The organism is Methanofollis aquaemaris (assembly GCF_017357525.1).
Taxonomy (GTDB): Archaea; Halobacteriota; Methanomicrobia; order Methanomicrobiales; family Methanofollaceae; genus Methanofollis; species Methanofollis aquaemaris.
The window spans coordinates 2,392,820-2,412,028 of sequence record NZ_CP036172.1; the positions used below are offsets into that span (position 1 = coordinate 2,392,820).

General features: G+C 62.4%; 9 protein-coding genes. 3 read left to right on the plus strand and 6 right to left on the minus strand.

Annotation, left to right across the window (positions count from 1 at the left end; genetic code table 11):
- From RJ40_RS11395 to RJ40_RS11415, 5 genes are all read right to left on the minus strand, one after another.
- Positions 1-2,820, minus strand: a complete 2,820-nt coding sequence (locus RJ40_RS11395; protein WP_265580973.1) for a DNA topoisomerase I — start codon at positions 2,818-2,820, stop codon at positions 1-3.
- 3 nt (positions 2,821-2,823) lie between these two features.
- Positions 2,824-4,266 carry an Asp-tRNA(Asn)/Glu-tRNA(Gln) amidotransferase subunit GatB gene (gene gatB / locus RJ40_RS11400; protein WP_265580974.1) on the minus strand — a complete coding sequence of 481 codons (1,443 nt, stop codon included), beginning with the start codon at positions 4,264-4,266 and terminating at the stop codon, positions 2,824-2,826.
- On the minus strand, positions 4,263-5,561 hold the full coding sequence (gatA, locus tag RJ40_RS11405; RefSeq protein ID WP_265580975.1) for an Asp-tRNA(Asn)/Glu-tRNA(Gln) amidotransferase subunit GatA: 1,299 nt from the start codon (positions 5,559-5,561) through the stop codon (positions 4,263-4,265). The genes gatB and gatA overlap by 4 nt, the downstream gene beginning before the upstream one ends.
- A complete protein-coding gene (gene gatC / locus RJ40_RS11410) occupies positions 5,562-5,834 on the minus strand; it encodes an Asp-tRNA(Asn)/Glu-tRNA(Gln) amidotransferase subunit GatC (RefSeq protein ID WP_265580976.1) in 273 nt (90 codons plus the stop codon).
- A gap of 1,370 nt (positions 5,835-7,204) precedes the next feature.
- Positions 7,205-8,227 carry an asparagine synthase C-terminal domain-containing protein gene (locus tag RJ40_RS11415; RefSeq protein ID WP_265580977.1) on the minus strand — a complete coding sequence of 341 codons (1,023 nt, stop codon included), beginning with the start codon at positions 8,225-8,227 and terminating at the stop codon, positions 7,205-7,207.
- A 477-nt stretch (positions 8,228-8,704) separates the two neighbouring features.
- On the opposite strand from RJ40_RS11415, the gene RJ40_RS11420 reads away from it, so the two are divergent.
- A complete protein-coding gene (locus RJ40_RS11420; RefSeq protein WP_322743882.1) occupies positions 8,705-13,468 on the plus strand; it encodes a NosD domain-containing protein in 4,764 nt (1,587 codons plus the stop codon).
- On the opposite strand, the gene RJ40_RS11435 is transcribed toward RJ40_RS11420, so the two are convergent.
- Positions 13,449-14,030 carry a GNAT family N-acetyltransferase gene (locus tag RJ40_RS11435; RefSeq protein ID WP_265580978.1) on the minus strand — a complete coding sequence of 194 codons (582 nt, stop codon included), beginning with the start codon at positions 14,028-14,030 and terminating at the stop codon, positions 13,449-13,451. The genes RJ40_RS11420 and RJ40_RS11435 overlap by 20 nt on opposite strands.
- Positions 14,031-14,488: 458 nt before the next feature.
- On the opposite strand from RJ40_RS11435, the gene RJ40_RS11440 reads away from it, so the two are divergent.
- Both RJ40_RS11440 and RJ40_RS11445 read left to right on the plus strand, forming a co-directional pair.
- Positions 14,489-14,893, plus strand: a complete 405-nt coding sequence (locus RJ40_RS11440; RefSeq protein WP_265580979.1) for a nuclear transport factor 2 family protein — start codon at positions 14,489-14,491, stop codon at positions 14,891-14,893.
- A gap of 360 nt (positions 14,894-15,253) precedes the next feature.
- Positions 15,254-18,859 (plus strand): right-handed parallel beta-helix repeat-containing protein, encoded by a 3,606-nt coding sequence (locus RJ40_RS11445; RefSeq protein WP_265580980.1) that lies wholly within the window; start codon positions 15,254-15,256, stop codon positions 18,857-18,859.
- The last annotated feature ends 350 nt before the right edge of the window (positions 18,860-19,209 follow it).

Consider the following 19,209-nt stretch of genomic DNA (forward strand, 5'->3'; position numbering starts at 1 on the left):
TTACTTCTTTGTTTTGCGTTCTGTCGATATAGATGCCACGTAGGCCCGGATCTTCTCGACGGCGATCCCCGACTTTGCGGCGGCCTCTTTGGGGTCGGCGGCGGCGAGGGAGGCGGCGTCGGTGATCCCGGCGAGGTAGAGTCTCTCGATCGTCGCCTCGCCGATGCCCGACACCTGGAGAAGTTCCTTCTTCCCGCTTTCGAGTTTCTTCTGGGTGATCTTCTCAGGGGGCTCACGGCCGAGCGCTTCGCAGGCGGTCTGGGCGTGCTTCCAGACCGTCTCCACCCGCACCCCGCTGACCGCGCTGATGTAGGCCGGGTGGAGAGCGGCAAAGTCCTCGGGGCCCGAGATCCCGGCGGCGACATACTTCTTGACGCTGACCGCCGGCAGACCGGCCTCTTTCAGCCGTTTTTCGCTGTTGACCTCCCGCGCCCTGGTCAGGAGGTGTTCGGTCTCCTCGTCGGAGAGCCCGGCTTTTTTCAGGAGTCCGGGTTTCGCCCCGCCGAGGCTCTGGATGTCGTCGATGCCTGCTTCGATCAACTGCTTTGCGATCTTCGCATGGCTCCGTCGGCGGCGCGGCGGAACCTCGGCGCGGATGAACTTCTTCATCTCCGAACGTCGGCGGAGGAGGTCGAGGACGTCGTTCGCCTCGGCGACCAGGGTTGCCGCTGTCTTTGTCCCGATCCCGAGCCGTCCGGCCAGGTCTTCGGGGGTCATCCTGGCGATCTCGGGCACGGTGTAGATGTGGCGGGCCTGGAGTTCGGCGAGGAGACCGGGGCTCATCGAGGGCATCATGCGCAACGTCTCCGCATTGGACTCGATATGCGAGCAGAGGGGACAGCCGATGTCCCAGGGGCGCGCCCCCTTCCTGATCAGCCTGACATGGCTGAGGCCATGCTCTTCGCAGACCTTCTCGACGCGGATGGCCTTGCCCCACATGACGCCGGGGAGGCTGATGTTGAAGGTGCACTCAGGGTACCCCGAGCAACCGATGAACTGCGAGGCCCCGTGGGCCTGGCGGAGCTGGAGGTCTTTGCCGCAGACCGGACAGGGGCCGATGGTACGCTCCGCGACCGTCCGGTCGATGATGCCTTCCCCGATCTGATCCTCGTGTGCTTCGAGCCCTTCGAAGACCGAGTGGAGCATCCCTCTGGACTCGTTGACGACATCTTCCCCGCTCTTTTTGCGCTCCTTGATCAACTGCATGTGGGCTTCGAGCGTCCGGGTCATGTCAGGCCTGGTGATGGTGTCGGCATGGGCTTCCAGCGACTCGATCACCGCCCGGCCCACCAGGGTGGGGCGCAGGGGGCCGTCCTGCACGTACCGCCGGGAGATGAGTTTCTGGATCACCTCGTGGCGGGTGCTCTTCGTGCCGAGGCCGAGTTCTTCCATTGTCTGGATGAGCCGGCTCTGGGTGTAGCGCGGTGGGGGCTGGGTCTCCTTCTCTTCGAGGTCGACCGAGAGGATGGGGAGACGTTCGCCGACCGTGCAGACCGGAATGATCCGCTCGGCCGCCCTGCTGTATGGGTAGACCCGCCGCCACCCCTCCTCTTTCAGCCGTCCGCCGGTGGCGGTGTACGGCTCGCCGCCGGCGTCGAAGTTCACCTTCATGGTGGCCCACTCGGCGTCGGGGGAGAGGGTGGCAAGGAACCTTCTTACCACGAGTTCGTAGAGTTTCCACCGGTCTTCGCCGAGTTGTTCCCTTGTCGCCGGGCCGGTCGGGTGGATTGGCGGGTGGTCGGTGCTCGACTTCTTGCCCCGCGTCGGTGTCGGCCGCCGGTGTTTCTCGACCCACCGCGTCTCGTTGGCGAAGGCCGTTTTCGTGAGCATCCCGAGCACCTCGTCAAGGTCGAGGGTGGCCGGGTAGACGGTGTTGTCGGTCCTCGGGTACGAGATGAACCCGTTCATGTACAGGTCTTCGGCGATCCGCATCGCGTTCGCCGCGGAGATCCCGACTCTTCCGGCGGCGACCAGGAGAGCGGTCGTATCGAAGGGCGTCGGGGCCCGGTCGTGTTTGACCCCCTCTTTCACCTCGGTGACGGTGAGCGGATCTTTTGTCCGCTCCTTTGCTCCGAATGCCTCGTCGCGGTCGGTGAACCGCCCGGCGGTGTGACGGAGTTCGAGGGGTGTGTGGTCCTTCTCGGTCTGGAGGGTGAGCATCCAGTACGGCTCGGGGACGAACCGCTCGATCTCTCTCTCCCGGTCGACGATCATCGCGAGCGTCGGGCTCTGGACCCGGCCGACCGAGAGGATATTTGCTCCCCCTCGTCTGGCGGCGATGGAGATGAACCTGGTGAGGGAGGCGCCCCAGACCAGGTCGATGATCTGGCGCGACTCGCCCGCGGCGGCCAGGGCAAAGTCGAGTTCGGTCGGTTCGGCAAAGGCCCGCCTGATCTCCTGCGGGGTGATGGCCGAGAACCTGGCCCTCAGGATCGGCACCCTCGGGTTGACCGCCTGCACCAGTTCCAGGGCCTCTTTGCCGATCAGTTCGCCCTCGGCATCGAAATCGGTGGCGATGATGACCTGGTCGGCTTTCTTCGCCATTTTCTGGAGGAGAGCGACGATCTTCTTCTCGGTCGGACGTTTGACGGTGCCGGCGTCGATGAGGCTCCGCGGCGGCCGTTCTGCAGAGCGCCAGTTGGTATAGCCAGGTTCGAAGTCGACCTCGACGACGTGCCCCTTCAGCCCCACGACAGTGGTGTCGCCAAAGGAGTAGGTGTCGACACCTCCCTCCTTCTTCGTGGCGACTCTCTGGTCTTCCGCCAGGATGGCGGCGACCCGCCGCGCCGAGATGTTCTTCTCTGCGACGATGAGGCGCACGGTCTATGACCCCTCCTCAGTGGAGATACGGGCGGCGATCATAGGAGTGATCTCTCTGGGGTCGGCCTTGCCCCTGGTCTTTTTCATCACCTGTCCGAGCAGGAAGTTGAGGGCGGAGGCTTTCCCGGCTCTATAGTCGGCGACCGCCTGTTCGTTCTCGGCGATCACCTCGTCGACGACGGCGGCGAAGGCCGAGGCGTCGCCCTTGCCCAGGTTCTGCTCTTGAACGTACGCGGAGGGCATCGCCGGGCTCCGGCCTTCGAGGACGGCGTCGAGGAGTTTTCTGAGCACATCGACGGCGACGCGGTCGGTGACCTCGCCGGCGCCGGCGAGGTTGACCAGGTCGGCGAAGTGGTCGAGGGGCACCGTCGTGACCGGCATGTCCCGGTAGTTCAGTTCGCCCTGGAGCGTGTCCGCGGTCCAGGTGGCCGCGAGCACCGGCTCGGCCTTTGCGGCCAGGGCCTCGTAGAACTCGGCGAGACGGAGGTCGCCGGTGAGCGTCCTCGCGTGGTTGAGGGAGAGACCGTACTGGCTCATGAACCGGTCGCGCCGTGCGTCGGGGAGTTCGGGAAGGGCGATTTTGGCCACCCAGTCCTGCACCCGCAGGGGGCGGAGGTCGGGTTCGGGGAAGTAACGGTAGTCGGTCTCGGTCTCCTTGGACCTGGCCGAGGTGGTGATCCCGCGGCCTTCCTGGAAGTGGCGGGTCTCGCGTTCGACCTGGGCGCCGCGGCGGATGAGGCTCTTCTGTCTGGTGATCTCGAAAGTGAGCGCCTTCTCCACGCCCTTGTATGAGGTGATGTTCTTCACCTCGACCCGCTCGGAGCCTTTGATGGAGATGTTGGCGTCCACACGGAGGGCACCCTCGCGTTCGCCGTCGAAGATGCCGAGGTACTCCAGGGTGGCCCTGAGTTTGTTGAGGAACCGCCGCGCCTCCTTTGGCGAGCGGAGATCGGGCTCGGTGACGATCTCGATGAGCGGGATCCCGCTCCGGTTGTAGTCGACCAGGGTGTACCTGGCCCTGCCGACCCCGCCCATGTGCACGAGTTTGCCGGGGTCTTCTTCGAGGTGGATCCTGGTGATCCTGATCTTCTTCTCCTTGCCCTCGTCGTCCTCGATCTCAAGGATGCCTCGCTCGGCAAGCGGCCGGTCGTACATCGTGATCTGGTAGCCCTTCGGGAGGTCGGGGTAGAAGTAGTTCTTCCTGGCAAACTCCGACTCTTCGAGGACTTCGAGGTTGAGGGCCTTGGCGACCCTGAGGGCGTACTCGACGGCCTTTTTGTTGACCATCGGCATCGCGCCCGGCAGACCGATGCAGACCGGGCAGACGTGGGTGTTCGGGCCGTCCTCTTTGTAGTCGGTCGAACATCCGCAGAAGAGTTTGGTCTGCGTGTTCAACTGACAGTGGATCTCGAGCCCGATGATGACGTCGGTGTGCTGCGTGCTCATGCCCGCACCTCCTCGAAGGCGGCGGCGGCATCGATGATCCGCTCCTCCCCGAAGTGTGGGCCGATGAGTTGCAGTCCGACCGGGAGGTTGTCGACGGTGCCGCAGGGCACCGAGATCGCCGGCACGCCCGCGAGGTTGGCCGGGACGGTGAGGATGTCGGCGAGGTACATCGAGAGCGGGTCGCTCTTCTCGCCGAGTCTGAAGGCGGTCGTCGGCATCGTCGGGCCGGCGACGATGTCGACGTCGGCGAAGAGGCGGGCGAAATCTTCTCTCACGTTCTTCCTGGCCGCCTGGGCCTTGCCGTAGTATTTGCCGTAGTACCCGGCGGAGAGGGCGAAGGCCCCGAGCATGATCCGCCGGCGGACCTCGGCGCCGAAGTGCTCTTTGCGGTGGTCCTGGTAGGCGTCGTGCCAGGAGCGGATGGTGTCCGCACCCGGCCCGTACCTGACGCCGTCGAAACGGGCCAGGTTCGAGGAGGCCTCGCAGGTGCAGGTGACGTAGTACGCGGCGAGGGCGTACTGCATGCTCGGCATCGTGCACTCGACAACCTCGGCGCCGAGTTCGGTGAACCTCTCGATGGCCGCCCGCACCTGTGCGGCGACGGCGGGGTCGACGCCCTTCCCGAAGAACTCGGCCGGGACGCCGATCCGCAGGCCCTTCACCTCGGGGGTGGGGGTGTGGTCGTACGGGCGGTCCAGGGAAGTGGCGTCGCGGGGGTCGTGCCCGGCGATGGCCGAGAAGAGTCGTGAGACGTCCCTGACGGTCCGCCCCATCGGCCCGACGCCTTCGAGCGAGTTGGCGTAGGCGATGAGCCCGTACCGGGAGGTCCGGCCGTAGGTGGGTTTGAGCCCGACGATCCCGCAGAAGGCGGCCGGGCACCGGATCGAGCCGCCGGTGTCGGTGCCGAGGGCCATGTCGACGAGACCGCCGGCGATGGCCGCGGCGCTCCCGCCCGACGAGCCGCCCGGCACTCTGCTCATGTCGACCGGGTTGGTGGTCGGGCCGTAGGCGCTCGACTCGGTGGTGGTCCCCATCCCGAACTCGTCCATGTTGGTCTTGCCGACGATGGCGGCCCCGGCCTCCCTGAGGAGGGTGACGACGTGGGCGTCGTATGGCGGGACATAGCCCTTGAGGATGGCGGAGCCGCAGGTGGTCTGGGTCCCGGCGGTGGAGATGTTGTCCTTGACGGCGATCCTGACCCCGGCGAGGGGTCCGTCGTCCTGGTGTTCAACATTTCGGCAGACGGTGACGAAGGCGTTCCAGCGGTCTTCTGCGTCGAAGGTGACGATTCCCATCTAGAGCACCACCCGCGGGGCCTTGATGTAACCGTCTTCCGACTCGCCGGCGATCTTCAGGATGTCGTCGAGGGGGAGGGAGGCGACGACTTCGTCGTCTCTGAAGACGTTGGTCGTCCCGGCCTCTGGTCTTTCACCGGCCTCCACCTGGTCGAGGAGGTCGAAATAGTCCAGGATTGCGTTGAACTGCCCGGTGAATTCGGCGAGTTCTTCGCTGGATATCCCGATATCTGCGAGTATTGCGATATGTGCTACCTCAGTTTCAGAAACCATGCATGTCCCTACCCATGTCAGATAAGTACCCTTGTACCGACTTTTTATAACCGTTATGATACGGCCAGCAGTCGGATTTATTTTTTGTACAGGGGAAAACAAATACGTTTCAGCCGATATTTCCCTTTTCCTCTGAAGGTTGAATCTCGCATGGTAATAAAAGTGCCCGATATGCGAAGGGCATTGACGGTGCTGCACGAACTGAAGAAACAGGTGGATTTGATGACTTTATGAGAATCTTTCAGACTGATCTCTCTGCAGTGGGCGGGTCGTCGCCAGGTTGCCCCCGCGCAAAAGAGGGGGCCTGTGAGATCGGCACCCGGCATCGTCGCTCCCGTTGTCATCATTGTGTTCTGTGGGAGGTCCGGGGATATCCCCGCGTGAGGGAACGAGCGACGGAGATCCTGACGTGAAAATCTTGTGAAACAATAATTCAGTCAATTATTTCTCTCATGAGAGAAGAGTGGGGTGAGGTAGATGCCACACGCCGCCGCCCCGCTACATCTATCGCAGCGGCCGAGATCGGTGCGCACCCGCGTGAAATCCCGGCAACGTCTCTTGCAGCAAACCCTTCCGTTTTGCAGTCGTTTGCGGCAGTTCGCGGGAGGCGACGTCACACAACGGGCGGCGCGGTGGAGGTTGATCCGATTTTTCTCTGCCAGACGTCGAGATCACCGGATCAGTTACAACATTTCGGGTTTCGCACACACACCCACCCGCAGACCCATGAGTATCCGGGCTACCGGGTGGGTGTGGGTTTTGCCGTAATATAGTACTAAGAGAGAGACGCGTCTCTCTATCTATACTAGTACTGTCAGTTTCAACGTCGTCCCTCGCCGTTTGATCCTCGCGGCAACCGCTGCAATCCTGTGGTAAACCTGCTGCAATGTTGCAAGAGTCGGCGGGGCCGGGACCGTCGTCCCGGTCCTGTCCCCCGGTGCGATAGATGGGGAAGGCCATCCCCATCGAAAAATGTGTCCTTGCCGTCTCGCGCCGGGGGGAGACTCCCGTACTCCCCACGTCGAGGATTGGCGGAGGACGGCAGACCCCTCTTCAGGTGCATCGATGGAGCCTTCCCGTCCTATCTTCTTCCCGGGGGTTCCGGGGGCAGCGCCCCCGGCACCGATGTTTTGGAAGGCATGATGATCAGGCGTGCCGCCCCAACCGCAGCATCTTCCCCGCCGTCTCGCACCGGGGGGAGACACCCCGGACCCCCGACGGATCGAAGATAGGGGGGGCGGCGATTGCGTGAGGTGCCCATCGATTCTTCTGTCTTGAAAAGAAAGCGATCAAGCGGTGAGAAATTTTCATCCCGTATGCTTGAACCCGGGGTTCATGCCCGATTCTACAGAGCCGAAACTCCGTTCAATTCAGCGTTCCTCTTCGCCCAGCATTTGCAGGTAGTCGGCAACACGGCGACAACCCTGGCGACGTGCGAGTTTCTGGATCGTCTTCCAGATCCCGCTGCCGTACTGCATCGCTTTCTTCTCCGCCGCGGCGAATTCGAGAGGAATGTGCCGTTCCGCGACCGTTCTCAGGGGTCGTTTGCGCACGCCCCCCTCGATGAGGGAGGCCGCGGGGATGGCGCGGGCCGCCGCCGCCACGCGCAGGTCGAGGTACGGGGGCGAGAATGCAGTACCATAAGAGGAGGCCACCGCCCGGTCCCTGGCCACCTGGCGGGGAAGGTCGAGACGGTCGCGTTCGAGTTCTGCGGCGAGATCAGGGCTTTTGAGGTACCGTGCATACCCGCCGAAGAGTTCGTCGGCGCCCTGGCCGGTGAGCATCCAGGGGTAGCCGCGGTCCCGCGCCCACCTTGCGACGAAGATCTCGGTCGCGGCGATGGAGGCGTCGACGGGGTTTGGGGTGCCGAGGAGAGCGACGGCCTCGCGGAGCGCTTCTTCGACCTCGGGCACGGTGACGGTCACGGCGTCGCACTCGATCCCGCAGGCCGCGGCGAGGGCGAGGGCCAGGCGGCGGTCGTGGGAGTCTTCGAGCCCGACGACGACGGCCGGCCTTTGCGCAAGGGCGGCGACGAGTGCGGAGTCCACCCCACCGGAGAGGGCGACGGCGGTGTCGTCGGTCGCCCTGAGTTCGACGGCGGTGAGGATTGCGGCCTCCAGGTCGCCTGCCGGGTGGGCCGGGTCGACTTCGCCGACGACCTCGCCATAGCGGGTGAGCGTGCCGGCCGGCGAGGGGCCGTCCCTGATCCCGAAGCGGTCCCGCGCCGTCCACTCGCCGTACCTCAGGAAAAACTCCCCGCCAAAGAGGGTGGGGGCGAGAGGGTCGGCGCCGAAGGCCGCCTGCACCTCCTCTTTAGAGAGGCGGCGGCCGTCCATCTCCACCCATCCGTCGAGGTAAAATTCGACCCTGCCGTCCGCTCCTGTGCTGCTCATTGTGGGTAGGTTTGGTGCCGACCGATATGATACTCCCGCATGGGGAACGCGAGTGGAAGTGGGGTATAAGTCGGACACACATCCGGATCCGCCGGCGGGAACGCCTGTGAGATCCTCGGACGAGTCTTTGAATCCCAATTTATCTATTGGAATCTATATGCTGTGGCCAAATCTGTTCGGAGTTTTATTAATCCACATTTTTGAATGCTGAATAAATCGACAATAGCATATATGATATCTTGATTATATCTACTCGATAACCTTTCCTACAGTTTTCAGGAGGGAAACGACACGAAAAACCGACAATTATTCAGACAATTCTCAGAAAGCATAAATCGTACCACACTCGTCCATTTCCTGGGCATACTCCTGCTCGCCCTCGCGCTCGCCTCCCCGCCGGCGGCGGCGGTCGAGTGGACGGTCGGGAGCGAGGGCTGCAACTTCACCACCATCGGCACGGCGCTCTCGAACACCTCAGTGACGGCCGGCGACGTCATCCTCATACGCCCCGGTACCTATGACGAGAGCGTGACGGTGAACAAACGCCTCACCCTCAAGGGCGAGGCGGGCGCGACGGTGAACGGCGGGATCACGATCATCGCCGACGGTGCAACAATCGAGGGCCTCGCCGTGAACGGGGCTGCGGGTTCCAGGACCATCGATGTCAACTGGGTCGCCGACGCCGTGGTGCGGGGGTGCACGGTCTCCGGCAGCAGGACCGGGATCTATATCGAATCGGCGCCGAACTGCACCGTGGAGGGGTGCACACTGGACGACACTATTACATACATTGGCATCGACCTCTTCGGGTCAGGCCAGTGCCGGATCCTGGACAACCAGTTGAGCGGGAGCGGATCTATCGGGATCACACTCGTGGATTGCCCCGACTGCATCATCTCCGGGAACACCGTCCAGGACAGTGATTTTGCAGGCATTAAACTCCAGAGCGGGTGCCAGGGCTCTGTGATCGTCGCCAACACCCTCTCCAACACCCCCAGTGGTATCGAGGTCACGGGTTGCACCGGCCAGACCACCGTCCTGAGAGACAACACCATCGTAGGAGCCAGAGACGAGGGAGTCTTCCTGGTGGATACGGACTCTCTCATCGTCGAGAATATCACGGTGAGGGGCGGGGGCTATGGGGTCCGCCTCTCCTCTGTCGATACTATCACGCTCGCCAACAGCACCATCACCGGAACTGGTACCGGACTTTATGTCGAGAGTACCACAACAGACTCTCTCATCGCAAACAACCTCTTCAACAACACGGAAAACATCAAGGTCGAGGCCGAAATCACCATGACCGGCACCCGGTGGAACACGACGAAGACCGCCGGTGAAAACATCCGCGGCGGTTCTTTCCTCGGCGGCAACCTCTGGCTGACGCCTGAAGGCAAGGGATTCTCCCAGACCCGTGCCGACCTCGACCTCGACGGGATCTGCGACGAGGGGTATGCGATCACGGACACCGCTGGAGAAGTCGTCGGCACTGATTTCTTCCCACTCCAGAATGGCGGGCCGTCGGCGAACTTCACCGTCACTTCCCCGGTTTTCATGCCCGGCGTGCCGGTCTCCTTCAACGACACTTCCGTGGGCGACCCCACTTCGTGGTCGTGGACGTTCGGCGACGAGACGCTGACCGCCAGGAACGTCACCCGCACCTACGATACCGCGGGTACCTACCTGGCGAACCTCACCGTCTCCAACACCCTCGGCACGAACACCACGACCCGCACCTTCACCATCGAGCCCTTCAGCATCCAGGCGGCGGTCGACGCTGCCGCCCCTGGAGATATCGTCCTCGTCCCGGCCGGCACCTATGACGAGGACGTGACCGTGGACAAGAACATCACCCTCAGGGGGAGCGAGGGTGCTGTGGTGAACGGCAAAATCTCCCTCACGAATACCGCGACCGGTGCGACCGTCGAGCACCTCGCCGTGAATGGGGTCGCAGGTTTCTCGACCATCACGGTCAATGCCGACGATGCCGTCGTACGTGAATGCACTATCTCTGGGGGGCAAAAAGGGATAGATCTCTATTCTGCGGAGAACTGCACCGTGGAGGGGTGTAGCGTGGGTGGCGCCACCGACGGCATCTCTCTCTACTCCATGGGTCAGTCCAGGATCCTGGACAACCAGGTGACCGGGTGTGGATGTTTCGGGATTGTACTCATACGGGATTGCCCGGAGTGTATCATCTCAGGAAACTCTGTCCAGAATTGTAATAGTTCAGGCATTCAACTCCAGTCCGGGTGCCAGGGTTCTGTGGTTGAGTCCAACACCTGTTCTCACAATAACAATGGTATCACGGTCACCGGGTGCGCCGGCACGACCACTGTCCTGAGAGACAACACCATCATTGAAGACCGAAACATTGCAGTCAACCTGCAGAGCGGAGACTCCGTCATCGTCGAGAATGTCACGGCGAAGGACGGGAACTACGGTGTCTCCCTCATCGATGTCGAGAATATCACCATCACCAACAGCGCCTTCACCGGGTTCACCAGATATGGGCTGTATGTCCCCATTGGCTCTTCCGCGCCGCACTCGCTCATCGCAAACAACCTCTTCAACAACAGCGAGAACTTCTATCTCTCGTCCAGCGCCGATCTCTCCACCATCCGCTGGAACACCACAAAGACCGAGGGCACAAACATCCGCGGCGGTTCTTTCCTCGGCGGCAACCTCTGGCTGACGCCTGCGGGCACCGGGTTCTCAGAGACCCATGCCGACTTCGACCTCGACGGGATCTGCGATGAAGGATATGCGATCACCGATGATAACGGGGACGTCGCCGGCACCGACTTCTTCCCGCTCCAGAACGGCGGGCCGTCGGCGAACTTCAGCGTCACGTCGTCGGGCATGATGGTCGGCATGCCGGTCTTCTTCAACGACACTTCTGTGGGCGCTCCCACTTCGTGGTCATGGACGTTTGACGGGCAGACAGAGACCACCCAGAACGTCACCCGCACCTACGATGTCGTGGGCACCTACCAGGCGACCCTGACGGTGAAGAACGAGTTCGGGACGAACACCACGAGCCGCACGCTCGATGTCGTACCGTACACAATCCAGGGGGCGGTGAACGCCGCCTCCGAGGGCGACGTCGTCCTCGTCCCGTCCGGCACCTATGACGAGGACGTGACCGTGGACAAAACCCTCACCCTCATGGGGAGCGAGGGTGCGGTCCTCAACGGCAGCATCACGATCACCGCCGACGGTGCGACGGTCGAGAACCTCGCCGTGAATGGGGTCGTCGGTTCCACGGTCATCACGGTCAATGCCGCCGACGCCGTGGTGCGGGGGTGCACCATATGGGACGGCGGTGACGGGGTCCGTATCACCTCTGCACCGAACTGCACCGTGGAGGGGTGCACGCTGGGCGGCACTCTCACCGGCAACGGCATCTACCTATATTCCGCAGGCCAGTCCCGGATCCTGGCCAACCAGATGACCGGATGTGGGGGTTTCGGGATTATTCTCTATTCAAGTTGCCCTGGTTGTTTCATCTCAGGGAACACTGTCCAGGACTGCAAGGAAAGAGGCATTCAACTTCAGTCCGGATGCCAGGGCTCTGTGGTCATCTCAAACACCTGTTCGGGCAATAATGGCGGTTTGAAAGTCTCTGGGTGCAAGGGGCAGACGACGATCCTGAGAGACAACACTCTTCTAGAGAATAACTACTATGGAGTCAGCCTGGAGAAGGCGGATTCCGTCATCGTCGAAAACGTCACGGTGAAGGACGGGACGTCCGGTATTTTCCTCACCAATGTCGAGAATATCACGCTCACCAACAGCACCTTCACCGGGCTCACCAGTTGTGGACTGTCTGTTTACCCCCGTTATTCCGCGACGAACTCTCTCATCGCGAACAACCTCTTCAACAATACCTGGAATGTCTATATCCCGGATACCTCAGACCTGACCGGCACCCGCTGGAACACCACAAAGACCTTCGGGAAAAATATCCGCGGCGGCCCCTTCCTTGGCGGCAACCTCTGGCTGACGCCTGACGGCACCGGGTTCTCAGAGACCCACGAAGACCGCAACGGCGACGGGATCTGCGACGAGGGCTACGACCTCGGCAACGGCTGCATCGACTCCCTCCCGCTCCACACCTGCCTCCCGACCGCGGACTTCATCTTCGCACCCACCGGGGGCAGCACCCCGCTCGAAGTGCAGTTCACCCAAACCTGCTCTGGGGTCAACCCCCGTCTCTATCACTGGGACTTCGGGGACAACACTCCCGCGGTCGAGTTTGTCCATCCCTCCCACACCTTCACGACCAACGGCACCCACCAGGTGAGCCTGACGGTCGAAAACGCCTTCGGAAGCAGCACGACGACAAAGACGGTCACCGCCCTCGAACCGCCGACGGCGAACTTCACCGTGACGCCAGCGGGTGGGAAGGCTCCTCTCACGGTGGTGTGTACCGATACATCGACTGGCTGCGTCTTCGCCCGCCTCTGGGACTTTGGTGACGGCACCACTTCGACCGAGCCCACCCCCACCCATGTCTACGCAAAGGCCGGAACCTACACCGTATCCCTGAATGTCAGCAACCCGTACGCCTCTGACATGATGGTCCAGGAGAAGTGCATCACAGTGGAGGCGCCAGCCAGGAGCGGCGGTGGTGGGGGTGGGCGCTCGCCCGCGTCGGCCGGTGCGGCAAGTCATATCCCTGCCGGCGGCCACGCTTCCTTCGGGGTCCGCGACGCGGCGATCCACGAAGTCGAGGTGACGACCGCTGAAGCGGTCTCGCATATTCTGGTCACCGTCGAACCGACCGCGAAGCCGAACCGCATCGAGGCCCCGGCAGGTGCAATCTTCGAGTACGACGAAGTGACGCTGTACCACACCACCGACGATGCCCTCGCCGGCGCCGAACTCAACTTCACGGTCACGAAGGCGTGGCTCGAGGAGCAGGGGGCCGGGCCCGATGACGTGGTGCTGTACCGGTACCACGACGGTGCCTGGCACGCCCTCCCGACCCGCATCGTCGGCGAGGACGAGCATCGGTACTCCTTCACCGCCGAGAGCCCCGGCTTCTCCCTCTTCGCGATCGGGATCGATGCGTCCGGCCCCGCACCGACGGTGACCCCGACCGGTACCGTGACCGCACTCCCGGTCACGACCTCTACCACCGCGGCCACCACCACCCCGCAGCAGAGCCCGGTTCCGTTCGGGCTTGCGGCCCTCGCCGCGGGTGCCGCCCTCCTCCTCAGGGGAAGGCGAGGATAAAATCCTCTTTTTTCCAGCCCCAACGGCTCGTCCCATCCCACTGCGCCCTGGTCAGGTCGTAGCGTAACCTGATGCCGCCCTCCTCATCCCCGGCAGGAGTGAAGCCGAGTCGTCTGAGGAGACGGATCGAGGGGGTCAGGTCGGCATAGGTTCTGGCAAAGACGCATGTCACATCAGGATCGTCGAAGGCCCACCCGATGAGGGCCGCCGCCGCCTCGGTCGCATAGCCCCGGCCCCTGCACCCGGGCATGAGGGAGTACCCGATCTCGGCCCTCCCCTCGATGGAAGGGTGGCCGACAAAACCACACCCCCCGGCGAGCACCCGGCGCTCGCCCCCGGTGCGGATGAGGTACCAGAGGTTCCAGCCCTCGCTGAACGGGTCGGCCCTGAGCATTGAGAGGAAGGTCCGGCGTGCATCTCTGATCATCTCCGGCGGCCAGTCGGGCGGAACCTCGGCTTTCAGGAGTGCGGCGAGCGCTCTGTGGTCGGTGAGATCGAGGTCGAGGTGGCGCGGGGTGGCCGGAACCAGTTCGAGCCGTTCGGTCCTGAGGGCGGATGGCATGAAGTACGCCTCTTCCCGCTCGATGAAAAGGTTTTGGAAATGTGGTGACTGATGGTGTGAAACGGGGGGAATGCTGATCGGTCTTCTCCCGACAGCGAGCATGAGAATGTCGTCAGGCTTTCGAAGAGCCTCCGGCGAGAAGATGCGGGAAGGCGGGTGAGTTGCGCTCACACCCGGAAAAGTGGGGTTACCATGAGGTCATCCCAGAACGTTCCGGGCCGGATATGTGACCTGAAGATGTTTCTGAAGTACGGCGTCGTTCAAGAGATTGCTGCCGCCCCGCCTCAAGGCGGCCCGTCTGATCGACGTGCCTTCCCTTATCTTCACGCCGGGGGGGAGGGCACGATGCTCGATTTCTGTTCGTTTATCGGTCACAAGGAGGGAGATCATGGATTGATCCTTTTGCGCCTTGCACAGGATCAGGAAAGGCTAACTCCCATCTGTTCTATTCTGTATCGATGGCTCTCAGTGCAAAGACGCGGGAAGCGGTGACGAAGACGATGTACGCCTACGCCTCCGCGTACGGACGAAAGGACGCAGACGGCGTTGCGGCGCTGCTGGCGCCCGAGGTGATCGGGATCGGATCCGAGAAGGGGGAGTGGGTGGAGGGGCGCGACGAGTACGTCTCTGCCATCACCCGTGAATGTGCAGCTTTCGACGACATCTCGCTCGAATACGGCGACCTCAGGATCGCGGCGGACGGGATCATAGCCTGGGTGGCGACGCCCTTCGAGATGACGATTACTGCGGATGGCAGGGTGCGGCACCTGCACGGTCGCCTGACCGCCGTGCTGATGAACACCTGGGACGGGTGGCGCTTTGTCCAGACGCATTTTTCCGTGCCCGAGGGCGGGGAGGAGTGAGTGGCGGCCCCTGATCGGGGCGTCGGGTTCTTTTTTCAGAGCGGCAGGGGGTGCCGTGCAGATCAGCTGGGGGCTGTTCTCTGCCTATTCTGGTGCCGTATGGCGGTGCACTCTCTGCGCGCCGCATTTGAGATTCTGATCCCTTATCCGGCCCTCATGGAACTCTAAGAGTACAGATTAACCCCATATGTGTTCCGCCGGCCATAATCCACCCGTATGGATTGTATATATTTGCGATTAGTAAATTCAGCATATACTATATTACTATTATTAATCCAAATTTTTGATATACAGTCTCATCGCTATCTATAAGGATGCCATCACATCCCGCAAAAAAAGAACGGGACGATATGGAGTATTATGACTGAAGATCATATGTGCAACAGTAGGGCCAGAATAGCAATTTTGTGCCTGATTGCGGGGTGTCTCCTCCTCCCCGCGGCCGCTTCTGCGGCAACCGATCACCCTCACACCTGGAATGTCTCGAAGATCGAGGTGGGCGACAATTACACCAGTCTCCTGGGTATCCCTGAGATCGGTGACGGCGACACGATCCGCATCTGGGGCGTGGAAGGCTACACCTACGAGGGCGGGATCACCATCAACGCGCCCAACGTGACGGTCACGCGCTGGGAAGGGTCGCCCGCACAACCCCTCATCTCCGGCACTGCCCGGGCGTTCACCGTCAGCGCGGACAACGCCACCTTCCGCGGCCTCAACATCTCCGGGAACACGTTGAGCTTTGGTAGCGGCGCCGGCATCGACGCCTACGGGATTCAGGGCCTTACCATCGCCGAATGCACTTTTGCCGGGAACACGGGAGGCTCTGGCCTCGGCGGTGCGCTCCATGCCCAGCGCGTCGACCACATCCTGGTCGAGAGGACGGTGTTCACCGGCAACACGGCAGACTCTGGCGGCGGTGCGTATTTCGACAGTTCTAACTATGTCGCCCTGACGGACACGACCTTTGCGAACAACACGGCAGAACAGAACGGCGGCGGTGCGTTCTTCACCGGTTCCACCGGTGCCACCCTGACGGGCGCGACCTTCACGAACAACACGGCAGTTTATGGCGGCGGCGGTGCGTTCTTTTTCAATTCCGCCGGTGCCGCCCTGACGGGCGCGACCTTCACGAACAATACGGCAACAAACGACGGCGGCGGTGCGTACTTCGTCAATTCCGTCAATGCCGCCCTGATGGACACCACCTTCACAAACAACACGGCAACGAACTGCGGCGGCGGTGCGTACTTCCGCGGTTCCCCCGGTGCCAGACTGACGGGCACGACCTTTGCGGACAACATGGCAGAGAACAGCAACGGGGGCGGTGCGTACTTCGAGGCTTCCGCCGATGCCGCCCTGACGGGCACGGCCTTCACGAACAACACGGCAAAATCTGATGGCGGCGGTGCATATTTCGACTCTAGTTGTTCCAGAGCCAGACTGACAGACGCGACCTTTGCGAACAACACGGCAACGAACGGCGGCGGTGCGTTTTTCTCCTGGCCCCTCGGTGCCACCCCGATGGACATCGCCCTGACTGACACCACCTTCACGAACAACAATGCAACAGAGAACGGCGGCGGTGCGTACTTCGCTTCCACCGGTACCACCCTGACAAACACCGCCTTCACACACAACACGGCAATGAACTGGGGTGGCGGTGCGTATTTCAAGGATTCCGCCGATGCCGTCCTGACGGACACGACCTTTGCGAACAACACGGCAACGAACAACGGTGGCGGTGCATTCTTCCGCGGTTCCACCGGTGCCGCCCTGACACGCACGACCTTCACAAACAACACGGCAGACTTCGGCGGCGGTGCGGATTTCGAAAATTCCGCCGATGCCGCCCTGACGGACACTATCTTTGCAAACAACACGGCAGATTATGGCAGCGGCGGCGCTTGGTTCGCCTATTCTCCCAATGCCAACCTGAAACGGACGATATTTGCGAACAACATGGCAAAGTACCTCGGCGGCGGCGGTGCGTGCTTCGAAGGTTCCACTAATGCCACCCTGACGGACACGACCTTTGCGAACAACACGGCAGCACAGAACGGCGGCGGTGCGTACTTCGTTTCCACCGGTACCACCCTGACACGCACGACCTTCACGAACAACACGGCAGCACAGAACGGCGGCGGTGCGTACTTCTTCAATTCCGCCGGTGCCGCCCTGACGTACACGACTTTTGTGAACAACACGGCAACCATGAATGGCGGCGGTGCGTTCTTCACTGATTCCACCAATGCCACTCTGACGGACGCAACCTTCACAAACAATACGGCAGCAGAGAACGGCGGCGGTGCATTCTTCATCAAGTCCACCGGTGCCGTCCTGGAGGGCGCGACCTTTGCGAACAACACGGCAACGAACTTCGGCGGCGGTGCGTTCTTCATCAGTTCCGCCGGTGCTGCCCTGACAGACACGACCTTTGCGAACAACACGGCAGAACAGAACGGCGGCGGTGCATATTTCGACGGTTCCGACGATGCCGCGCTGACGGGTACGACCTTTGAGGACAACACGGCAGTTTATGGCGGCGGCGGTGCGTTCTTCGTCCGTTCCGAGGGTGCCAGACTGATGACGGGCACGACCTTTGCGAACAACACGGCAACGAACGGCGGCGGCGGTGCGTATTTCGCGGCGTCCCACAATGCCGCCCTGACAAACACCACCTTTGAGAACAACACGGCAGCACGGCTCGGCGGCGGTGCGTATTTCGAGTCTTCCACCGGTGCCGCCCTGACGGACACGACCTTCACGAACAACACGGCAACGATCTGCGGCGGTGGTGCGTTCTTCATCAGTTCCACCGGTGCCGTCATCACCAACTGCCGCTTCGAGAACCCCACCAACATCTTTGCAGAAAACTCCACCGGCGTCCTCAACGCCACCCGCACCGCCGGCACGAACATCGCGGGCGGGCCGTACCTGGGCGGCAACCTCTGGCTGACTGACCCGACCCAGAACATCTCCGAGTGGTGTGCGGACGCAGACTTCGACGGCATCTGCGATCAGACGCTGGAGATCCCGAACCTCGGCACCGACGCCCTCCCGCTGGTGTACGGCGGGACGGTGGCTGTCTCCTCGACGCCTGCCGGTGCGTCCGTCCATGTGGACGGCGTGAATACCACCCGCACAACCGACACCTTCCTCTACCTCCCTGTCGGCGACCACACGATCACCGTCTCCCTTGCAGGGTACGTGACCCCCGCAAACAGGACGGTGACGGTTGTCTCTGGCACGAACACGCCCTTTTCCTTCTCCCTGCAACCGGTGCCGACGCCAACACCAACACCAACACCAACGCCGACGCCGACACAGACGCCCCATTCCCACAGTTCCGGCGGCGGTCACTCCGATGTCTCGGCCGGTACGGCGAGCAACATCCCTGCAGGCGGCCACGCCTCCTTCGCAGTGCAGGGCTCCGCGATCTCTGAAGTGGGCGTGACGGCCGGGGAGACAGTCCCTGAAGTCCTCCTCACTGTCGAGAGGGGAGGCCTGCCCTCGGGCGTCGATGCCCCGGCCGACGCGGTCTACGAATACGACGAGGTGACCCTCTACCGCACCACGGACGCCGCCCTCGCGGGTGCGTCCCTGAATTTCACCATCCCGAAGGCATGGCTCGAAGAGCATGGCTTTGCGCCTGAGAACGTCGTGGTGTACAGGTATCACGACGGCGCCTGGCACGCCCTCCCGACCCATATCGTCGGCGAGGACGCGTATGGCTACTCTTTCACCGCGGAAAGCCCCGGTTTCTCCCTCTTCGCGATCGGGGCCGAGGGGTCCGGACCCGCGCCGACGGTGACCGCGACCGTGACGCCGACCGAAACCGCGACCGCACTCCCGGTCACGACCCCCGCCCCCACGGCAACAACCCCGCAGCAGAGCCCCATCCCCTTCGGGCTTGCCGCCCTCGCCGCGGGCGCCGCCCTCCTCCTCAGGGGAAGACGGAGATAACTCCTCTTTTTTCCAGCCCCGGCGGCTCTTTCCTTCCCACTGCACCCAGGTCAGTCGTGGCGTAACCTGACGCTCCTTTCCTCCTCTCCTGCAGGAGTGAAGCCGAACCGTCTGAGGAGACGAAAGACCCTGGAAATGCACCGACTCACCAGAGGGGACGTGAGTGATCAGAAGAGCCCCCCTGGCAAAAGAATGAGGATTCAACAGAGCCGGCCCTCCTGAAATCAGCCATAATCCCGTCTCTTTTCTTGCTCTTATTGCAGGAGTACCGGACGGCCATGATGCCGGGGCATTACTTGCAGTCATACGATGGCTCAGGGGGCCGGGAAAGACCCGGTTCCCTCGATGCG